Below are 20,630 nucleotides of genomic sequence, written 5' to 3' on the forward strand. Positions count from 1 at the left end.
GTGGTGGTAAGATGGACAAAGCTCATGAGGGTATCCTAATTATTGTGATTAATATCAGAATATCCTTATGAGTCCCTTTACGCAAAGATCTCTAGGTGTTGCATTTCATCCTTGAATTGGCGGTTTTAACTCTTGAGCAAATCTTGTGAGTCTAATAAAAAAGCACCCCTTGCAGGGTGCTTTTTTTGTTAAGCTTGCCAATTAACCCAGTCTTGGGGTTTCAAGAAAGTTGTGTGCAGTTCAGCTTCAGGGGTATTAGGCTCTGGATGATAGTCGTAATCCCAACGAACAAGAGGAGGAAGTGACATCAGGATTGATTCAGTACGTCCATTGGTTTGCAAGCCAAAAATTGTGCCGCGATCATAGACAAGGTTAAATTCTACATAGCGTCCACGACGGTAGAGTTGCCATTGCTTTTCGCGATCGCCATATTCCATATTGCGACGACGATTGGCGATCGGCGTATAGGCAGGTAAGAAAGAATTACCGCAGCTATTAACAAAGGCAAAAATCTCTTCCCAAGTGCGAGGGACATCACCGATCTCGTCACTCATGACTTGAGCAGTTGTGGAGTCATTACTATTTTTGTAAAGTCCATCTTCGCCATTTTGGTAGTCAAAGAAAATACCGCCTACGCCGCGAGTCTCACCGCGATGCTTAAGGAAGAAGTAATCATCACACCATTGCTTGAACACAGGATAGTAATGAGGATTGTGGCGATCGCAAGCATCTTTAAGGGTATTGTGCAAATGCTTAGCATCTTCAGCAAAGCCATAGTAAGGGGTGAGGTCAAGTCCGCCACCAAACCACCAGATTGGACCTGCTTCAAAATAGCGATAGTTCAGGTGTACTGTTGGTGCATAAGGATTTTTAGGATGCAGCACCATCGAAGTACCAGTTGCATAGAAAGTTTCGCCTGCAACTTCTGGATGATGGCGCAAAATGGCTGGGGGTAACTGGGAGCCATAGACCTCAGAAAAATTTACACCACCCTTATCAAAATAGTCACCATCGGTAATTACACGAGATCGCCCGCCACCACCTTCAGGACGTTCCCACTGATCCTGTTTAAACTTGGCTTTGCCATCTAATTCCTCTAAACCTTGACAAATGCTGTCTTGTAAAGATTGCATGAACTGTTTCACACGAGTTTTAGAATCAACAGGAACTTTAAGTAAAACTTTCCTAGGAGCTACAGGGGCGATAGTCATAATCGTTATCTTTATACTTACTAATGTTTCAGGGATTGGACTTAGGATTTTTTATAAGCGTTTATCACTAATAAATACTCTACATTTAGTCTGTGATACCTAGGTGAAATGTAAAGCATTGTGTAGTAATTTATTGCGATCGCGAACCTATATAGCAATCATTGAGAAGTCTAGATCTTGAGTCAATACAACCCAGTTTTCGGTTCTAGCAAATTCTAAAATATTGATGTCTGGGGCGTTGGCGGGTAAAACTTCTGAGCTACGAATAATTTCATAGCCTTGTTTTTGTAGATCTCCAACTGTTTTGGGTGAGATATAGCAATCCTAAATAGGTTGTGAGAGTGCGCCCCTTCGGGGCGCACTCTCACAACACTCAAGATCTTACAACTCATTTAGGAGCGCTATATGAGCATCTGCAAGTAAACGGATATTTTTCACGCAAGAACATCGTGAGTTTGATCTGAGACTGCCCAAGCTGCATATCCGAATAGAACAAAAAGTCTGAGTCAATGGCAAAAATTTGGCTTATTCAGGTAAAAAATCAGGATTTAAAGTCTCTTCTTGGCTAAAAGGCGATCGCATTGGGAAAGTAGATATATTTAATCCTGTTTCAATAGCGGTTTTTCTTCGACCTTCTTGATAACAGTCCTCAAAGACTTGTTTTAAGTATGGTTTTAGGCTAGGGCTTACTTTTAGGGCTTTAATAATGCGGCTACGGTGTTCGTCAATAGTATATCGCCAGCTCGAAGTACGTTTATTGACTTGATATTGATATTTGAGTAAATGCATCAATAAGATTTCTAAATTACTTTCTAAAGCAACTTTTTCTTTTCGCGCCATTGCTTCTATTTCTTCTAAAAGGTTCTCAATATCTAAGTTTTCTAGTTGCCCTGTGCGGAGTTGTTCGCTAGTCATTTCTAACCACATTAGGTAGTCTTGTTCGTAGACTGTCTTCAAAGAGAGTTTTGCATTTATGACTGTCATTGTGGTTGCTCATTTGACAATATTTCTATGATCGATATTGAGAATTTTTTTGCAATTACTTGATCGCATCAAATATTTTTAACTGGCGTTAAGATTAAAGTAGATAAGCTCAAAGAAAAACTTATGAACTTAAAACATAGTCTACTAAATCGTATCACCCAAATTGCTGGGCAATGTGGTGGTCGTCCTTGTATTCGTGGGATGCGAATTCGGGTGACGGATATTTTGGAAATGCTATCGGAAAATGTAAGCATTACTGAAATTCTAGAAGATTTTCCTGATTTAGAGCTTGCTGATATTCAAGCTTGTTTAGTCTTTGCGGCGCGGCGTACTGATTTCCCTAGACTTACTGCATGATTATTTGGATTGATGCTCAGTTGCCTCCAGCTTTGGCAAATTGGATAAATAGTAATTTTGATGTTGAGGCTATGTCTTTGAAGTATCTCTCACTACGAGATGCGAAGGATATCGAAATCTTTGAGGCGGCAAGATTTGCTAATGTGGTGATTATGACGAAGGATAGCGATTTTATTGATTTGGTCTGTCGATTGGGATCGCCTCCTCGAATTTTATGGCTGACTTGTGGCAATGTCTCCAATCGTAATTTGCAGCGACTTCTCACTGCTACTTTGGCTGAGGCATTAAGTCAATTGGAACAAGGGGAAGTTATTGTAGAAATTAGTAATAATTCGTGATTTAGATATCTTTAACATGGATAAAATCTTTGCACTCAAATCACCGTTAACACCTACTTTTATATGTCTGGTTTAAGGTTGTCCTACATTCCCCTAAACAACTACATCACCTTATTCTGGAGAAGATAACTGTTCCCAAAACTGCACTAGCAAAGACAACACAATATGTACAAATTAAAAATCCTTCCCTATTTTTCCTTGATCACTATGAATATATGCAACGCCAAAAAAGAAGGGTTCGCATTGCGAACCCTTCTTTTTATTTAGTCTTCATCCTCAAAATCATCATCATCTTCCTCATCGTCATCATCAAACTCCACATCATCATCCACTAGCTCATCGTCAAAGCTACGACGACTGCGAGGCTTATCGACAACTCGGATTGGCTCGATTCGAGGCTCAATGATTTGATAATTACGTGCAGTATTGTCATCAATGATTACATCATCCGCTTCTTCGTCATAGCCGAGATCTGGCTCATAGCCATTATCGACATCCACGATAGGCGTGTCATAAGCATTAAAGCCCGTACCAGCAGGAATCAAACGACCGATAATGACGTTCTCCTTCAAGCCACGCAACCAGTCAGACTTACCTTCGATCGCTGCTTCCGTAAGAACACGAGTCGTCTCTTGGAAACTCGCCGCCGAGATAAAGCTATCGGTATTCAAACTAGCCTTGGTAATACCCATCAACACAGGCGTATAGTCCGCAGGAGCGCCACCTGTAATTTCCATCGCTTCGTTGATTTGTTCAACTTGATGGAGTTCTACTAGTTCCCCAGGGAGACGAGTTGTATCACCACCGTCCTCGATGCGTACCTTAGAAGTCATCTGTTTAACGATTACTTCAATGTGCTTATCGGAAATGTCTACACCTTGAGATTGGTATACAGATTGGACTTCGTTCATCAAGAACTCTTGTACCTTTTGTAATCCAATGAGGGCAGCTTGTCTGACACCCAGAGATTCCTTGTAAGCATGGAAATAGATATCGAGAATATCATGGGGATTGGCGGGACCATCGGTGAGTGCTTCACCAGCCAAAAGCTTCTGACCATCGGAGATAATCACACTCTGACCCGCATTGAATGAATAATCATCATCAAGAACGCCATCATCGCCAAGAATCTTCACTTCAGGATTATCGTCTGAGTCGTAGGTGACTTGGGCAGTGCCTGTTGTCCGCGCAAGTACACACATTTCCTTTGGCTTACGTGCTTCGAGGAGTTCCTCAATCCGAGGCAAACCTTGAATAATATCTCCAGTTTTGGCTCGTTCAAATACTAGCAGGGCAATGTTGTCACCACGTTGCACAAGGTCAGCATCATGGATTTGCAACAATGCACCAGGGGATACCAGATAAGGACGACCAATCCGAAATACGACGGAGCCATCTTCTACCTTGAGAACTTGTCCCGACTCTTCGGTAATCACGCCCTCACCTATTTCATCACCCGATCGCAAAAGATCTCCAGCCTGCACCGTGGGATTAGGGCAAGGTGTGGTGATGCAATCTGCTTCGGTAACAACCAGTAAACGACGAACTACTTCTGCCCCTTGACGAATACCACGAATTTGACCAGGCCGCTTACAGAGAATTTCCGTGCGAGCAACAACTGCACCTGGATCAATGCGATCGCCATCATTTACTAGCAAACGAGTGCGTGAGTTGGTGTGAGCGGGGTCGCCAGAGTTATCTTGACGAATCACTAAGGATTCGAGAATTACCAATTGCAAACGCAAGCTACCTGGATCGCTGTCATTAGGAATAAACTCAATGTCCGCAGCCAATTGAGGGGCATCGGTGTCAACTTCTAGTAATAGTTGAGTCTTGAGTAGCTCCACGCTATCGATCGCCTTGACGCGATCGCCGTCCTTGTAAGGGATACGCTGAACAGCCCGTAATCCAATCGAACGACCTTCTTGGTTGACCGATTCTTGGCTAGGAACCGTTGGCACATCAGGAACTTGATATTCCTCCACGGGACGTAATAGCAAGGCAGGACCTTCCGTCGAGTCCAGATATTCCACATAGCGCAGTTCTGGGGAAGTCAATCCTGGCATAATTTCCGTGCCTGGTTGAGCTAAAGTGCCATTCTTTTGCATGGCAGTTTGTGGATCATCAACAAGATGTAAATCACCTGGTTTGATCACAATTTCGCGCAGAATGTCATTCTTTTGGAATACTTCCACCACCCCTGCGGTTTGACTGAAGATATCCTTAACAACTTCTGTCCCAGCCTCAATGAACTGATTCTCTTCCACCATCAATAGGGAAGCATCCTTATTCACTTCATGGGTTTCTTCAGGAACCCAGAGCAAAGTGCCACCCTTGACGACTTCATAACCCTGCTTGCCCTTACTGCGCTTAGCAACTTCCACACCTGCGAACTTGATAATACCGCCACTCTTAGTTTGGTAAGTATCATCAATCAGTTCGGCAACGACTTGATTATTGATCAGTTTGGAACCGGGAGAAGCCTTGAGCGAGAAGCTTTGACCACCTTGAGTTTCCAGAACATAATGCTCACGACCTTGATAGCTTTCTTCTTTAACGATCGCCTGATCCAATACTACCGAAGCCGTAATAATTTCGACTTCGCGGTTATGGCGACTATCTTCCTCACTCAAACGTACGACACCGCCATGCTCTGTAATCAAGCGAGTTTCCGCAAGGACATCACCTTCTGTGACATAGGTTTCATTTTTCACAGTTGGCTCAGCCGTTGGAGGCAAGTCATAGACTTCACCAGCCAAGACCCAAACCCGTCCTTTTTCACCACGAGCGACGTAGCTGGTGTTACCTTGACGGTCTTTTTTCTCTTCGATCGCCAGATCCGAGAATAATACTTCACCTGCCAAACCAGTATTCAGCGCTTTTGTCGCCTTTTCTGTGGTTTTGCGAGAAGTTTTACCTGTGATGGATACCTCAGCCATCAGTTGATTTTGAGATACTTTCTGTCCATCACGCATCAACAATGTCGAACCTTGGGTAATCGCATAGACTTTCTTACCTTCAGAACTTTCTAGGGTAAAGTCACCATTGGATTCCACAATGAATGCGTCTTCACCGTGACGAGTACGCATGGGGCGGACTTTCAGCTTTTTGTTGTACTTGATTGTGCCATCGTAGGGAGCGCGTTGTTGTTCAGCAACTTCCCCAGTAAATACACCACCTGTGTGGAAAGTACGCATAGTTAGCTGTGTACCTGGTTCACCGATGGACTGGGCGGCGATGATACCTACTGCTTCGCCAATATCTACCAACTCAGCATGAGCCAAGCTCCAGCCATAGCACATCTGACAAACCGATCGCGTCGATTCGCAAGTAAAGGCGGAGCGCACACAAACTTCTTCGACTCCAGCCTTTTGTGCTGCCAAGGATAAATCTTCCGAAATCTCTTGATTACGCATGACGATCACTTCGCCCGTATTAGGATCGACAATATCCTCGGCTGCCACCCGACCAAATAGGCGATCGGACAACTTGATTAAGGTCTTTTCCCCATCGCGCATCGCTTTGAGCTTAATGCCGCGAGTCGTACCACAGTCATTCTCACGAACGATCACATCCTGCGATACGTCAACAAGACGACGGGTAAGATATCCAGAGTCAGCCGTGCGTAACGCTGTATCTACGAGTCCTTTACGCGCACCGTAGGAGGAAATAATATATTCGGTAACTGTCAGCCCTTCACGGAAATTCGTCTTAATCGGTAAATCGATAATTTCCCCTTGCGGATCAGCCATCAAACCACGCATACCGACTAGCTGACGCACCTGCGAGATGTTACCACGCGCTCCAGAGAACGCCATCATGTATACCGAGTTAAGAGGGTTATTGCTCTTAAAGTTTTTCACCACCTCATCCTTGAGGTTCTCATTAGCCACGTTCCATGTATCAATTACCTTTTGGAAACGTTCGACCTCGGTAATTTCGCCCCTTGTATAACGGCTTTCGGTTTCTTCGATTTCTTGCTCAGCCGCCGCTAGCAAAGCTTTCTTACTAGCAGGAACTTGTAAATCGTCGATACTAATTGATACGCCAGCCTGAGTTGCATAGCGAAAGCCTAGTGCTTTTAATTGGTCAGCAACATTGGCGGCGCTAGTTGTTCCATAATGCGTAAAAGCCCAAGCAATTAACTTCTTCAACTGCCCCTTATCGATGGTGCTATTGATAAAGCGCTGAGGCTTCTTTTCTTCAGGCGAATCCGTGTTGCTAGTCGTGAAATCTGCCATGGTATTAAGCTATTAAATAATCTTTTGAGTAATTAATCGAAATTTTATGATTATGAATAGCCACGCAGAGCAAGGCTATTCATAACATTTAGATAGCTAGAGACGCATAAATTGCCTGATTGAAAATTACGCGCCCAGGAGTAGTTTTGATGTACTGCGAAATCAAGCCACCTTCAGCATCTTCACGAGTCCGTCGGAAATCGTATTCCTTGACCTTTGTGCCATCTTCGAGAACCGTAACTTTAGGCTCCTCATTTTCCTTGACTGCACCTTGACCTTCCACGATTCCCTCGAAACGCACCCAAACATTGGCATGAATGTCAATTTCACCTTGTTCGTATGCCATCACGACATCGTTGAAGTTAGCAAAGTAACGTCCTTCACCTTTCTGCTTATAGGGATTTTCGGTGGTGAGATAGTAACAGCCCAAAACCATATCTTGGCTAGGTGTAACGATCGGACGACCTGTTGCAGGCGAGAGAATGTTGTTAGAAGCCAACATCAACAAGCGTGCTTCTGCTTGCGCTTCAATCGATAGAGGTACGTGAACCGCCATTTGGTCACCGTCAAAGTCAGCGTTAAAGGCTGGACAAACGAGGGGATGCAATTGAATTGCACGACCACTCACTAGCAAAGGTTCAAAGGCTTGAATACCCAATCTGTGCAACGTTGGAGCGCGGTTGAGCATCACGGGGTGTTCACGGATCACATCCTCTAGTACGTCCCAAACGGCTGGATCATTACGCTGAATCAGTTTCTTGGCAGCTTTAATGTTATTCACTAAACCTGTTTTGATCAGGCGATGAATTACAAAGGGCTGGAACAGCTCGATCGCCATTTCCTTAGGCAGACCACATTGGTGAATCTTGAGGTTAGGACCAACGACGATGACTGAACGACCAGAGTAGTCAACCCGTTTACCGAGTAAGTTTTGACGGAAACGACCTTGCTTACCTTCGATAATGTCTGAGAGAGACTTCAGTGGGCGATTGTTTGCGCCAACTACTGTCCGTCCACGACGACCGTTATCGATGAGCGCATCAACAGCTTCTTGCAACATCCGTTTTTCGTTACGGACGATAATCTCAGGTGCAAGGATTTCTTGTAACCTTGCTAAACGGTTGTTACGGTTGATCACCCGACGATAGAGATCATTCAAGTCGCTGGTAGCAAAGCGCCCACCATCAAGCTGTACCATCGGACGCAAATCGGGAGGAATTACAGGAATGACATCCAACACCATCCAGTCTGGCTTAGAGCCAGTCGCCACAAAGTTATCAACTACCCGCAAACGCTTGATTAATTTGGCGCGTTTTTGACCTTTGGAATTTTCAATATCCGTGCGAAGACGCTCAGCTTCCTTTTCAAGATTGATATTTTGCAATAATTGCTTAATTGCTTCAGCACCAATACCAACTTCAATACCGTCTAGGACTGGATCTTCAGCATAGATTTGATCTTCTAGATCAATCCATTGATCCTCAGAAAGCAGTTGCTTGTATGAGAGATTGTAGGCACTAGCGATCGCCTCTCCAGCTTCAACAACCTTTCCTTCCGTCACAGAAGAAACATGTTTTGGATGCAAATGATAAGCTCTTTCAATACCATCAACGCCACGAATACGGATCTCACGGCTATTGACGGAAACAATTACACCATCAACCTCAGACTGAATTCCGGGATTAAGGACAACGTAGGCATTAAAGTAAACAATTTGCTCGACATCACGTAGAGGAATATCCAGCAAAGTCGCCATATAACTGGGAATACCCTTGAGATACCATACATGGGTAACTGAAGCCGCTAACTTGATGAAGCCCATACGGTGACGGCGTACTCTTGACTCCGTGACTTCTACGCCGCAACGCTCGCAAACGATGCCACGATGGCGCACACGCTTATACTTGCCGCAATGACATTCCCAGTCCTTAGCAGGACCAAAAATCCGCTCACAGAACAAGCCATCCATTTCTGGCTTCAGTGTGCGGTAGTTAATTGTTTCAGGTTTTGTGACTTCGCCAACCAAACTGCCATTTGGTAAAACTCTCTCGCCCCACTTACGAATGCGATCGGGTGATGCCAAGCCAATCTTGACATAGTCAAATCGCTGTTCCACTTTCGCCATACGTTACAACGTCCTTAAATTAAGTTCTTTAGGTTGAAAGCTGTTAGCCATTAGCGGTTAGCTTTTAGCTTTTTTATGATTGAATTGCGCTAGATAGCATTGCGTAGAAAATCGCTGAATTGCAGCAACAAGATTTAGTTAGCTATTAGGGTTTAGCACTTAGCTATTAGCGTTTAGCTTGGATATTCCAAAAGCTAACAGCTAATAGCCAACTGCTAACAGCTAATTATTAATCATCGTCCTCATCAAAGTTGATATCGCCTCGGTAGACAGATTCATAGGTTGGACGATTTGGGGTGCGACGGGAACCAGTATCCACCATCAGATCTACTTCTGTATCTTGGTTACTGCCATCCTCAGAGAGTTTGTGAACTGATACATCCAAACATAGCGACTGAAGTTCGCGTACCAATACCTTGAATGATTCAGGCGTACCAGGACGAGGAATTGCATGACCTTTCACGATCGCATTCAGCGCTTCGTTACGTCCAGTCATATCGTCAGACTTAACTGTGAGCAGTTCTTGGAGAATATAGGCTGCACCAAAAGCTTCCAGCGCCCATACTTCCATTTCTCCAAAGCGCTGACCACCTTGCTGGGCTTTACCACCAAGAGGTTGCTGGGTAACTAGAGAGTAAGGACCAGTTGAACGAGCGTGAATCTTGTCATCAACAAGGTGAACTAGTTTCAGCATATAAGCTTTACCAACGGTCACAGGTTGATCAAAGGGTTCACCAGTGCGTCCGTCATAGACGGTCAATTTACCTGGGAAGCCATCATTAAAGATCCAGTCTTTGCCAGTGTGGTTACGAGCATGTTCTAGCTGACCATGTACCAATTCACGAGATGCCTCTTCACCATACATTTCATCGAAAGGTACGATCTTAAAACGAGCATTCAAGTTTTCCGCAGCCCAACCGAGCAAGCATTCAAATACTTGACCGACGTTCATCCGAGAAGGTACACCCAGAGGGTTCAACACGATGTCGAGAGGCGTACCATCGGGCAAGAAAGGCATATCTTCCTTCGGCAAAATCCGCGAAATAATACCCTTGTTACCGTGACGACCTGCCATCTTGTCGCCGACTTGGATCTTGCGTTTTTGAGCAACATAGACACGAACGACCATGTTTGCCCCCGGAGGAAGCTCATCGCCTTGTTCGCGAGTAAATACGCGCACATCGACAACGCGACCCTTTTCACCGTTAGGTACGCGCAAAGAGTTATCTCTTACATCACGAGCCTTTTCACCGAAAATTGCTCTTAACAGCTTTTCTTCAGGAGGCTGATCAGATTCACCCTTAGGTGTGACTTTACCAACAAGGATTTCACCAGAACTTACCCAAGCGCCAATGCGAATAATGCCCTGTTCATCAAGGTTACGCAGAGAATCTTCGCCAACGTTAGGAATTTCGCGAGTGATTTCTTCAGGTCCTAGCTTAGTTTGCCTTGCCTCAATTTCGTATTTCTCAACGTGAATCGAGGTATAAACATCATCAATTACGAGACGCTCATTAATCAGAATTGCGTCTTCGTAGTTGTAGCCTTCCCAAGGCATGTAAGCAACGAGAATGTTCTGACCAAGCGCAATTTCTCCACCTTCAGTTGCCGAGCCGTCAGCAAGTACTTGCCCTGCGACGACCGTATCGCCAACCCATACCAGAGGACGCTGATTTAAGCAGGTGTCTTGGTTTGATCGCTGATACTTTTGCAGACGGTAGATGCTTTCTAAACCAGTGTCATCAGCCTTAACGCGAATTTCATCGGCAGAGACATAGGAGACTTCACCTGTGACTCGCGAGACGATTACCATACCTGAGTCACGCGCAGCTTGCGCTTCAAGTCCAGTACCAACGAGGGGACGCTCAGGACGCAAGAGAGGAACCGCTTGACGTTGCATGTTCGATCCCATCAGGGCGCGGTTAGCATCATCATGCTCAAGGAAAGGAATCAGCGATGTTGCCACCGAGATGATCTGTACAGGAGAAACTGCAACATAGTCAATTTCTTCAGGTGTTGCTGTACCCCATTCTTGACGGTAGCGAATCGGTACAATTTCGTTAAAAATATAACCTTCATCGTTAGTAGCTACGTCACCTGGAGCTACGCGGAATTCATCTTCTTCATCGGCAGTCATGTAGACAGGTTCTTCGTTCTTGTGAACTTTGCCATTTTCAACTGCATAATAAGGAGTTTCGATGAAGCCGTATTGATTCACACGAGCGTGAGTTGCCAAGGAACCGATCAGACCAGCGTTAGGTCCTTCAGGCGTTTCAATGGGGCAGATGCGACCGTAGTGACTAGGGTGAATATCACGCACTGCGAAGCCTGCACGTTCACGGGTCAGACCACCAGGACCAAGGGCGCTAAGACGACGCTTGTGGGTTAACTCAGCGAGAGGATTGGTTTGATCCATGAACTGAGATAGTTGGCTAGAACCAAAGAATTCTTTGATTGCGGCAACTAGGGGCTTGGGGTTAACCAAGGATGCAGGGGTCAATGCATCAACATCAGAGACAGTCATTCGTTCGCGAATGATCCGCTCTAGACGGTTTAAGCCAACACGAACTTGGTTTTGTAGCAATTCACCGACTGACCTGACGCGACGGTTGCCTAAGTGGTCAATGTCGTCGATTTCACCGATATCAAATTTGAGGTTAATCAGATAGTTGATCGCAGTGAGAATGTCCTTCTCGGTCAGTACCCGCATCGTGTCAGGGGTATTTAAGCGCAATTTCTTATTGAGCTTGTAACGTCCAACCTTTCCGAGGTCATAACGTTTGGGGTCAAAAAAGCGCGATCGCAATAGTTCACGTCCACCAGACTCCGTAGGAGGCTCACCTGGACGGAGCTTGCGATAAAGCTCTTTCAGAGCTTCGTCTTCGTCGAACTGACCTTCTTTATCAATTGTTTTCTGGAAATACTCACGGTGAGTCAGCGCATCAAGAATTTCCGCATCACTTAAGCCGATCGCCTTCAGTAATACCTGTGCGGAAAGTTTACGAGTTTTGTCAATACGTACCCATACAAGATCATTCTTGTCGGTTTCAAACTTTAGCCATGCACCTCGGTTAGGAATCAGGCTGGCGTTGTAGGTACGGCGACCGTTCTTGTCAATCTCTTGTTTGTAATAAACCCCAGGGCTACGGACAATCTGATTGACGATGACTCGCTCAGCGCCATTGATGATAAAGGTTCCACGATCTGTCATCAGGGGCAGATCGCCAATAAAAACTTCTTGCTCTTTTATTTCTCCTGTTTCTTTATTAATAAGCCTCGTGGGAACGTACATCTGTACGGCATAGGTGGCATCCCGACGTTTGGACTCATCAACACTATATTTTGGACGCTTGAGTTTATAATCTTTGGCAATGAAATGGAGTTCCATTTTGCCCGTATAATCTGTAATCGGTGAGAAACTCTCAAGCTCTTCAATAAGTCCTTCTTCTAGGAACCATCGAAAACTCTCCCGCTGGATTTCTACAAGATCTGGTAGAACGAAGGCAGGAGTAACAAGAGTAGGCTTATTCATGCACTAATGACTGCAGTTTTAGTGGGCGGAGTATATATCTAGTTTTGATTCTAGACATAAGCACATTATCCTAGCTTACCTACGATCTAATTGTCAAGCTCTTTTTGATGTTTTATCTTTAGCCAACCCAAAAACACAAAGACGGCGCGAAGCGCCGTCTTTGTGTTTTTGGGTTTACCCAGAAATTATATTTACTCAAAATTCTACAAGAAGTTTCGCTTGGTTACTTTGGCAGGAAACTCTTTATCGCGGATTTGGACTTGGAGGATTTGCCCATTCTTGGCGAGGTGTGTTGGTACATAGCCGAAAGCGATCGCCTTACCTAGAGTCGGTGACATCGTGCCACTGGTGACAATGCCGACAGTTTCGCCTTCAAATCGAATTGGATAATCGTGACGAGCAATATTGCGCCCTTCTAGTTCTAAACCGATTAATTTGCGAGAGACTCCATTTAGTTTTTGATCTTCTAAAACCGCGCGTCCGATAAAATCACCTTTCTCTTTGAGATGCACAATCCACATCAGATCAGCTTCCAGAGGAGTAATCGTATCATTCATATCTTGACCATAAAGATGCATTCCTGCCTCTAGTCGCAGGGTGTCACGGCAACCTAAGCCACAGGGAGCAACGCCGAGATCGAGAAGTTTTTGCCAAAGAGCCTTACCTGTTTCGATATCGGTCATGATTTCACAGCCATCTTCGCCTGTGTAGCCTGTTCGTGCTACGAAGCTTGGTACACCTAACACTTCAGTACGGGTATGACCAAACCGCAAACGGGGTAGTTTGGATAAATCTTCAGTAATGATGTTTTGGAGAGTAGCGATCGCTGTTTTGCCTTGAACTGCAATGAGAGTTTGTGAAGCCGAGTTATCAATCAGGCGATCGCCTAAATGTTGTTGTAACCATGCTTTATCTTTGTCGGTGGTTGAGGCATTGACGATTAATGTCCAATTTTCGCGATCGCCATCAGGTTCATGGCGATAAAAAATCACATCATCAATAATCCCTGCTTGTTCATTGAGTAAAACTGTATATAGCGCCTGTCCCACCTTCACTCTTCCTAAATTAGATGGCACAAGTTTGTTCAAGATTTCGAGAACACCTTCCCCAGAAATTGCAAATTTGCCCATATGCGACACATCAAACATCCCGACTTGCGATCGCACAGCTAGATGTTCGGCAACCAACCCTTTATATTGGACAGGCATCTCCCAGCCGCCAAATTCAACCAATCGCGCACCAGCAGCAACATGGAAATCATATAAAGGCGTGCGTTTGAGAATGTTGGCCATAAATTTATTTGAAAAACTATTACAACTACAATATGTAGTTTAATATGCAAGTCTTTACTGTTGTGGCGATCGCTTTAGATATTTCTTATGGACTCGACATAATCGGCGATCGCTCTTTGAATATTTCGGCAATTACCACTCAAACAAACCACAAGAAATATTTTTAAAAGTGTTGCTTTGAAACACTTTTAAAAATATTTCTTGATTTAGGTTTAAGCGCAAAACTTTGTAATTCTAAATATGCAACCAGATGCGCCATATTACTTTCGCAAATCCTAAATCACCCCTTGTTATAAGCTAACACAATAAGCATTCTCCCCAAATAACCCACTTCTTTTTCGTCATGACTTATAATTTCAAAGCCTGCTGATTCTAGCAAGTGAATATAATTATGGGTGTATGAATATTCTTGACCGATTATTTCTGAAGCAATATCTTTGTTAATATCATAATTCCCATAAAGAGGCTCAATAAAAAATATTATCGAATCTTTTGCTTGATTTCTCAATATCTTAATGAGACGTTTAACTGATTCTTCCGATAAATACTCAAGAACTCCACCACAGGTATGATATAGAGTATTGTGTGTTGCGTTTTTCTCAGTCCATTCAATTAAATCTGACCTAACAAATGTAAGATGACCATACGTTCTATTATTGTCCTCGACTTGACGCTCTGATATATCAATCCCAATAAATTTCTTAACAACTGTCCATTGTTGAGATAGATAATTCAACCATCTTCCATCTCCAGTCCCAAATTCGTATACAGATTGAATGTTTTTATCTACCAATAAAGGGATTAGCCTTTGAACGATGTCCTTATGTGCTGGTATATGTACTTCTTCTGTTCTATTTTTAGTGTTAGCAAAATACGTGTCTGCGTTGCTCCAAAAATTTCTATGGATTGATTCCAACTCATCTGAGATCTTACCCTCTTGCTTCTTTATTTTGTATCCAAGGTAAAACCGAATTAATCTATCAACAATAGGAACTTTTAGGTTAGTCCAATGATAATTAGGAATCGTAAAATTTTTGCGGATTTCATCAGCTTTTTTAGGAAATAATTTGGCTAACACCAAACCTAATGCATATTTTATTCTGTCCATATCAGTACCCTTATTATTGCGTTTTGGCAAACACATTTACTAAGCCCTAACCCAAACAACGACTCTAATGCCTAAGAAACCATTTAAGAATTGTCTAGATCCCCCCAGTCCCCCTTTTTAAGGGGGATTGAGGGGGATCTTTTAGAGCTTTTAACCGCAGAAAGTAATTCTTAAATGGGTTCTAAAGGCTGAATAGAGCATCAAGAAAGATGTTGCTTTCTGTAAGGATATCATGATTCTGTCCAATCAAAAGAAGTGTTATTTCCTTAGCCCTCAAGGATTAGCGGTGCTTTGCACCGCACGATATTACCTTTCGTTTTTTGCGGTAATCCTTTCCTTAGCAAATTCTTCCCTTTGCAGGACTACCCGATATTCTTCTTCAATAAATGTATCAAGATAGAGTCCCCTAACTAGAAATGACTCAGTGATACGCTCACTTCACAACTATAGCCAGAATCTGCTTGTCATCTAATCCAGCTTTTTAAATAAACGTGAGTTCGATATAGCCATTTGCGGCGTGCTTTGCACGCCGCAAATGGCTATATCGAACTCACGTTAAATAAGAACTCTACATTTTGATAAGTAGCTAGACATAAGTAAACTAAAAACCTAAAAAACTGTCCTGCCCGCGTAGAGGTCGAGACAACTCCTATAGCAACGCAAGAGATAGATAGGACAAATCAAAACCAAAAAGATGAGTGGCGGCGCTTCGCGCCACTCATCTTTTTGGTTTTATGTCCTAAGCAAAACTTACATTGCTATAGTTCTAGGTTTGAATTATGGTGAGCTACTTAAACAAAGACTGATTTTTGACCACACGGCTTCGCCGTGTGGTCAAAAATCAGTCTTTGTTTTACAACTAAGCCCTTTGTTAGCTAGAGAAGTTTGTAAATGAGCGTATTTTCATTGACAAACTTCTCCTCATAAGGCGGTAAAGTAAAGCCAGATCTAGAAATTTTGTGTTTATGGCTTTTCAACGTGCTAGTGGAATTTTGTTGCATCCAACCTCACTACCCAGCAAATTTGGGATTGGGGATTTAGGAGAGACGGCTTATCAGTTTATTGAGTTTTTATCGCGTAGTGGTCAAAAGCTGTGGCAAGTGCTACCCCTTGGCCCCACAGGATATGGTAACTCTCCCTATATGAGCTTTAGCGCGATCGCAGGTAGCCCTTATCTGATCAGCCCTGAACTATTAGCAAAGCAACATTTACTCAAGGAAGAGGATTGGGCTGATATTCCTGATTTTGACCAAAATCGCGTTGATTTTGAGGCAGTAATGCCATACAAACGCAAGTTACTAGAGATTGCTTTTGAGAGATTTCAACAAGGCTATGTTAATCAAGATCTCCAACATCATCATGATCTATATTTGCTCCAAGAGCAATTCAAAAAGTTTTGCTACGAAGAAGCTGACTGGCTCGAAGACTATGTGCTATTCATGACCCTGCATGAACAAAATCCTAAAGTTCTTTGGAATAATTGGGAACCTGCGATCGCCAGACGCGAGCCACAAGCATTGCAACAAAAGCGCGAAGAACTACACGAGCAAATTGAGTTTCAAAGATTTGTGCAATTCGTCTTTTTTGATCAATGGCTGAAGCTAAAGCAATATGCCAATATGCGAAACATTCAGATTATTGGTGATATTCCCATTTATGTATCTCACAATAGTGCTGATGTTTGGGCAAATCCCGAAAACTTTGCCCTCGATCCTGACACCTATGAAGTCGCGCAGATGGCAGGCGTACCACCTGACTATTTCAGTGCCACAGGTCAACTATGGGGTAACCCTGTTTATAACTGGGAATATCTCCAAGAAACTCACTTTGCATGGTGGATCGATCGCTTTCGCTTTCTAAATCGTTATGTAGATATTATTCGGATCGATCATTTCCGAGGCTTTGAGGCTTTTTGGCAAGTTCCCGCAGGTGAAGAAAACGCAATTAAGGGCGAATGGAAAGTTGCTCCTGGGACAGAACTATTTACCAAGCTAAATGAGGTAATGGGTGAGTTACCAATTCTTGCCGAAGATCTTGGTGTGATCACTCCTGAAGTTGATAAGTTGCGGGATGATTTTGGGTTTCCTGGGATGCGCGTCTTGATGTTTGCCTTTGGCGGCGGCTCTGACAATTTCCATCTCCCACACAACTATGTGCGAAATAGTGCTGTCTACACAGGAACCCATGACAATGATACGGCTGTGGGTTGGTGGCAAAGGGCGAGTAAGTACGAAAAGGGACTATTTTACAAATATATAGTCGGATTTGCCGCAGGTGAACCGATTAACTGGGTGCTAATCCGTATGGCGATGGCGGCTGTGTCGGTAATTGCGATCGTGCCGTTGCAGGATATTCTCGGCTTGGACAACAATGCGCGGATGAATACTCCCGCCACAGCCACAGGCAATTGGGGCTGGCGCTATAGCGATCCCGATTTGCTAAATCAAGATCTCAGCGATCTCCTACTTGAAATTACCCAACTGTATAGCCGCTAAAAAATATCTGTACGATTTAGATTTTTAATGGCGCGGCTAAGCCGCGCCATTAAAAATTTGCATTAATCTCCAACCCTTTATTTTAGTCTTAAGCAACTTGACACAAAATTTGGTATGAGAATATATATCTACTATTAATAAATTTCACAAACGATTCCCATAAAGTCGTTCTGACCCAAAACAATGTCTTCCCTCGCTTTTGAAGCTTTACTCATCATTTTGCTAATTATTGCCAATGGTGTTTTTTCGATGTCCGAGCTAGCGATTGTTTCTGCTCGCAGAGTGCGCCTAGAGCAATGGGCAAAGGAAGGAAATGCAAAAGCCAGAGCAGCTTTAAGACTGATCGCCTCACCTAATAATTTTTTGTCAACTGTACAAATTGGCATCACCTTAATCGGGATTTTAAGCGGTGCATTGGGTGGCGCAACCGTGGCAAAAACCTTGCAAAAATCATTAGATACTGTCCCCCTGCTACAACCCTATAGCGAAACCTTTAGCTTTGCGATTGTGGTCGGTATCATTACTTACCTATCTCTGGTGGTTGGTGAGCTTGTACCTAAGCGCTTAGCAATGAGCAATGCCGAGCAGATTGCCTGTGCCGTTGCCCCGCCAATGCGATTTCTTGCTAATTTTGGTACTCCTGTTGTCTATTTGCTAAGCATTTCCACCGAAGCTTTACTTGGCTTACTAGGGATTCAGGCAACTGAAGAATCACAAGTTACAGAAGAAGAAATTAAGGTGATGATTGCTCAGGGTGCTGAGTCGGGGATGTTTGAAGAAGCTGAGCATGACATGGTTGAGCGTGTTTTTCGTTTAGGCGATCGCCCGATCAAATCTCTAATGACTCCGCGTACTGAAATCGACTGGCTGGATGTCGATGCCCCGTTTGAAGAAACGCAGCGCGAAGTTTTGGAGAGTGGACATTCACGCTTTCCTGTAGCCAGAGAAAACCTCGATGATTGCGTCGGCATTGTCGAAATCAAAGAATTCCTCAATGCAAGTCTTAAGGGGCAGCAGATCGATCTAGTTAAAGTTAGCAGCCCGCCTTTATATGTTGCAGAGACAGCTAGTGCCTTGAGCGTATTAGAGCAGTTCAAGCAATCTGGCGATCGCGTCGCGATGGTGACTGATGAGTATGGTGGTGTTGAGGGACTTGTGACTCTTACTGATTTGCTCGAAGCGATCGTTGGTGACTTGCCATCCAGCGATCGCCAAGGTGATCCCGATGCGATGCAGCGAGAAGATGGGTCTTGGTTGATCGATGGCATGATTTCTAGCGATCGCCTCAAAGAAATCCTCGAAGTTGAGGAGCTACCCTTTGAAAAAGAGCATAATTACCACACCCTCGGTGGATTGATGATGACCTATCTCAGGCATATTCCCATGGTTGGCGAACACTTTACTTGGGAAAGAATGCGCTTTGAAGTCGTTGATATGGATGGTAACCGTGTAGATAAAGTACTAGTTAATCTCTCTCCACCATTACCACCAGTAGACGAAGATCCCAAAAGTACTAAGCGAACCTAAAAGCAAGATTGAAGCAAGTCAGCCTTAGGCTGACTTGCTTCAATCTTGCTTCTGGTTTTTTCAAGCGCCTTCAGCGATGTAAACACCAGAAGCGGTTTTTTGAAAGCCCGTCAACGGAGAGCTTTCAAAAAGGTTTTTATAATGAGAATTGCTGCTATAGCAATGTAAGAGATAGCTCGGACAAAAATCAAAACCTAAAAGATGAGTGGCGGCGCTTCGCGCCGCCACTCATCTTTTAGGTTTTATATCCTAAGCAAAACTTACATTGCTATAGCAATCAAAAATTTGCAACTAATTACATTAGTTTGTTATACTCATTATCCGTTCGGCGGCATAGCCAAGTGGTAAGGCAGGGGTCTGCAAAACCCTCACCCCCAGTTCGAATCTGGGTGCCGCCTTTTTCTTAAAGAGAGTGAATGCAAAGCATTCACTCTCTTTTACCATGTAGTATTTTCCGCAATCTGCTTTCCTTCAGTTTGCAAGTACTCCAGAAAAGCCTGAGCAACTACCGATAGCTGCTTACCTGCTAGATGAATAACATACCAGTGACAGTGGATCGGAAAATTCTCCACATCTAAAATCGCAATTTGTCCTGAAGCCCCTTCTAAGGCGATCGTATGGCGCGACAAAACTGAGATCCCTAGACCTCCTGCGATCGCCTGCTTAATTGCCTCATTACTTGCAAGCTCCATTTTTACTTTGGGCGTAACTTTGTGTTCATCAAATAACCTTTGTACATATCCCCTTGTCCCAGAACCCGACTCTCTCGTGATAAATGGCTCATCAGCTAACTTTTGAATCGGAATATTTTTTTCATTTGCTAATGGGTGATCATGGTTTGCTAGGACAACTAATGGGTTGGCTAGAAATGGGTGCGCCTTGACATCAGGCTCATCGGGAACTTGACTCAAAATATATAGATCATCCTTATTCTCAGATAGCCTCTCTAAAATACCGCTATGGTTAGTTACCTTCAGAGATATTTCCACCCCAGGATAACGCTGACAAAATGGGCCCAGTAAACGTGGGATCACATATTTTGCTGTTGTCACCACTGTTATCTTGAGATATCCCTGTTTTAGTCCCTTCATGTCGGCAACACTCATCTCAAATTGAGATATGCGTCCAAAAATCTCTTGGCAAGTGGTGAACAACTCTCGACCAGCCTGAGTTAAAAAAAGTTTTTTGCCTACCTGCTCAAACAAAGGCATCCCGATCGCCTTTGTCAAATGTTTAATCTGCATTGAAACTGTGGGTTGGGTTAGGAATAACTCCTCGGCTGCACGGGTATAGCTATACTTTAGACGGTCAGAACTTGAGCTTTGAGAAAATGGGATAATCGGCTAAAGAATTTAATACTGCCGCCAAAATTAATTCATGATTACAATCGAATTTTCAGAAGACGAGAAGAAAAAACTAC

14 protein-coding genes and 1 tRNA gene are annotated in these 20,630 nt (G+C 43.8%); 6 read left to right on the forward strand and 9 right to left on the reverse strand.

Annotated elements, in window-relative coordinates; genetic code table 11:
* Window positions 1-188: 188 nt before the first annotated feature.
* The 3 genes from hemF to VB775_RS09570 all read right to left on the reverse strand — a co-directional run bounded on the left by hemF (window position 189) and on the right by VB775_RS09570 (window position 2,195).
* Window positions 189-1,211, reverse strand: a complete 1,023-nt coding sequence (gene hemF, locus VB775_RS09565) for an oxygen-dependent coproporphyrinogen oxidase (RefSeq protein WP_281009055.1) — start codon at window positions 1,209-1,211, stop codon at window positions 189-191.
* 147 nt (window positions 1,212-1,358) lie between these two features.
* Window positions 1,359-1,526: a DUF5615 family PIN-like protein gene (locus tag VB775_RS26420; RefSeq protein ID WP_407072978.1), complete on the reverse strand. Its 168-nt coding sequence runs from the start codon at window positions 1,524-1,526 to the stop codon at window positions 1,359-1,361.
* A gap of 210 nt (window positions 1,527-1,736) precedes the next feature.
* Window positions 1,737-2,195: a DUF29 domain-containing protein gene (locus tag VB775_RS09570; RefSeq protein ID WP_281009054.1), complete on the reverse strand. Its 459-nt coding sequence runs from the start codon at window positions 2,193-2,195 to the stop codon at window positions 1,737-1,739.
* Between the two features lie 123 nt (window positions 2,196-2,318).
* Here VB775_RS09570 and VB775_RS09575 point away from each other — a divergent pair, with 123 nt between their 5' ends.
* On the forward strand, window positions 2,319-2,552 hold the full coding sequence (locus tag VB775_RS09575) for a DUF433 domain-containing protein (RefSeq protein ID WP_169361944.1): 234 nt from the start codon (window positions 2,319-2,321) through the stop codon (window positions 2,550-2,552).
* Window positions 2,549-2,890 (forward strand): DUF5615 family PIN-like protein, encoded by a 342-nt coding sequence (locus VB775_RS09580; protein WP_281009053.1) that lies wholly within the window; start codon window positions 2,549-2,551, stop codon window positions 2,888-2,890. The genes VB775_RS09575 and VB775_RS09580 overlap by 4 nt, the downstream gene beginning before the upstream one ends.
* Before the next feature lie 263 nt (window positions 2,891-3,153).
* Here the strand turns inward: VB775_RS09580 and VB775_RS09585 are convergent, their stop codons facing one another.
* The 4 genes from VB775_RS09585 to gcvT all read right to left on the reverse strand — a co-directional run bounded on the left by VB775_RS09585 (window position 3,154) and on the right by gcvT (window position 14,080).
* Window positions 3,154-7,131, reverse strand: coding sequence for a DNA-directed RNA polymerase subunit beta' (locus VB775_RS09585; RefSeq protein ID WP_281009052.1), 3,978 nt, complete (start codon window positions 7,129-7,131; stop codon window positions 3,154-3,156).
* Between the two features lie 88 nt (window positions 7,132-7,219).
* Window positions 7,220-9,256, reverse strand: a complete 2,037-nt coding sequence (rpoC1, locus tag VB775_RS09590) for a DNA-directed RNA polymerase subunit gamma (protein ID WP_281009051.1) — start codon at window positions 9,254-9,256, stop codon at window positions 7,220-7,222.
* 229 nt (window positions 9,257-9,485) lie between these two features.
* Entirely contained in the window at window positions 9,486-12,788 is a 3,303-nt protein-coding gene (gene rpoB / locus VB775_RS09595) for a DNA-directed RNA polymerase subunit beta (protein WP_281009050.1), read from the reverse strand.
* Between the two features lie 203 nt (window positions 12,789-12,991).
* Complete coding sequence (gcvT, locus tag VB775_RS09600; RefSeq protein ID WP_281009049.1) at window positions 12,992-14,080, reverse strand: glycine cleavage system aminomethyltransferase GcvT; 1,089 nt, start codon at window positions 14,078-14,080, stop codon at window positions 12,992-12,994.
* 44 nt (window positions 14,081-14,124) lie between these two features.
* Here gcvT and VB775_RS09605 point away from each other — a divergent pair, with 44 nt between their 5' ends.
* Window positions 14,125-14,247: a hypothetical protein gene (locus VB775_RS09605; protein ID WP_281009048.1), complete on the forward strand. Its 123-nt coding sequence runs from the start codon at window positions 14,125-14,127 to the stop codon at window positions 14,245-14,247.
* A gap of 113 nt (window positions 14,248-14,360) precedes the next feature.
* Here VB775_RS09605 and VB775_RS09610 read toward each other — a convergent pair whose 3' ends face one another.
* Window positions 14,361-15,218 carry a methyltransferase domain-containing protein gene (locus VB775_RS09610; protein WP_323216747.1) on the reverse strand — a complete coding sequence of 286 codons (858 nt, stop codon included), beginning with the start codon at window positions 15,216-15,218 and terminating at the stop codon, window positions 14,361-14,363.
* Between the two features lie 935 nt (window positions 15,219-16,153).
* Here VB775_RS09610 and malQ point away from each other — a divergent pair.
* The 3 genes from malQ (at window position 16,154) to VB775_RS09625 (ending at window position 19,608) form a co-directional block, all read left to right on the forward strand.
* Entirely contained in the window at window positions 16,154-17,683 is a 1,530-nt protein-coding gene (malQ, locus tag VB775_RS09615; RefSeq protein WP_281009046.1) for a 4-alpha-glucanotransferase, read from the forward strand.
* 183 nt (window positions 17,684-17,866) lie between these two features.
* On the forward strand, window positions 17,867-19,210 hold the full coding sequence (locus VB775_RS09620) for a hemolysin family protein (RefSeq protein WP_281009045.1): 1,344 nt from the start codon (window positions 17,867-17,869) through the stop codon (window positions 19,208-19,210).
* 327 nt (window positions 19,211-19,537) lie between these two features.
* Window positions 19,538-19,608 (forward strand) — tRNA-Cys (locus VB775_RS09625).
* Window positions 19,609-19,647: 39 nt separating this feature from the next.
* Here the strand turns inward: VB775_RS09625 and VB775_RS09630 are convergent.
* Window positions 19,648-20,550: a LysR family transcriptional regulator gene (locus VB775_RS09630; RefSeq protein ID WP_323216748.1), complete on the reverse strand. Its 903-nt coding sequence runs from the start codon at window positions 20,548-20,550 to the stop codon at window positions 19,648-19,650.
* Window positions 20,551-20,630: the final 80 nt, after the last annotated feature.

It is taken from the genome of Pseudanabaena sp. CCNP1317, from assembly GCF_034931345.1.
GTDB lineage: Bacteria > Cyanobacteriota > Cyanobacteriia > Pseudanabaenales > Pseudanabaenaceae > Pseudanabaena > Pseudanabaena galeata.

Bases quoted from the DNA above. Each gene is read 5' to 3' on its own strand.
- hemF (WP_281009055.1), bottom strand. From the start codon at position 1,211: ATGACTATCGCCCCTGTAGCTCCTAGGAAAGTTTTACTTAAAGTTCCT.
- VB775_RS09570 (WP_281009054.1), bottom strand. From the start codon at position 2,195: ATGACAGTCATAAATGCAAAACTCTCTTTGAAGACAGTCTACGAACAA.
- VB775_RS09575 (WP_169361944.1), top strand. From the start codon at position 2,319: ATGAACTTAAAACATAGTCTACTAAATCGTATCACCCAAATTGCTGGG.
- VB775_RS09580 (WP_281009053.1), top strand. From the start codon at position 2,549: ATGATTATTTGGATTGATGCTCAGTTGCCTCCAGCTTTGGCAAATTGG.
- VB775_RS09585 (WP_281009052.1), bottom strand. From the start codon at position 7,131: ATGGCAGATTTCACGACTAGCAACACGGATTCGCCTGAAGAAAAGAAG.
- rpoC1 (WP_281009051.1), bottom strand. From the start codon at position 9,256: ATGGCGAAAGTGGAACAGCGATTTGACTATGTCAAGATTGGCTTGGCA.
- rpoB (WP_281009050.1), bottom strand. From the start codon at position 12,788: ATGAATAAGCCTACTCTTGTTACTCCTGCCTTCGTTCTACCAGATCTT.
- gcvT (WP_281009049.1), bottom strand. From the start codon at position 14,080: ATGGCCAACATTCTCAAACGCACGCCTTTATATGATTTCCATGTTGCT.
- VB775_RS09605 (WP_281009048.1), top strand. From the start codon at position 14,125: ATGCAAGTCTTTACTGTTGTGGCGATCGCTTTAGATATTTCTTATGGA.
- malQ (WP_281009046.1), top strand. From the start codon at position 16,154: ATGGCTTTTCAACGTGCTAGTGGAATTTTGTTGCATCCAACCTCACTA.
- VB775_RS09620 (WP_281009045.1), top strand. From the start codon at position 17,867: ATGTCTTCCCTCGCTTTTGAAGCTTTACTCATCATTTTGCTAATTATT.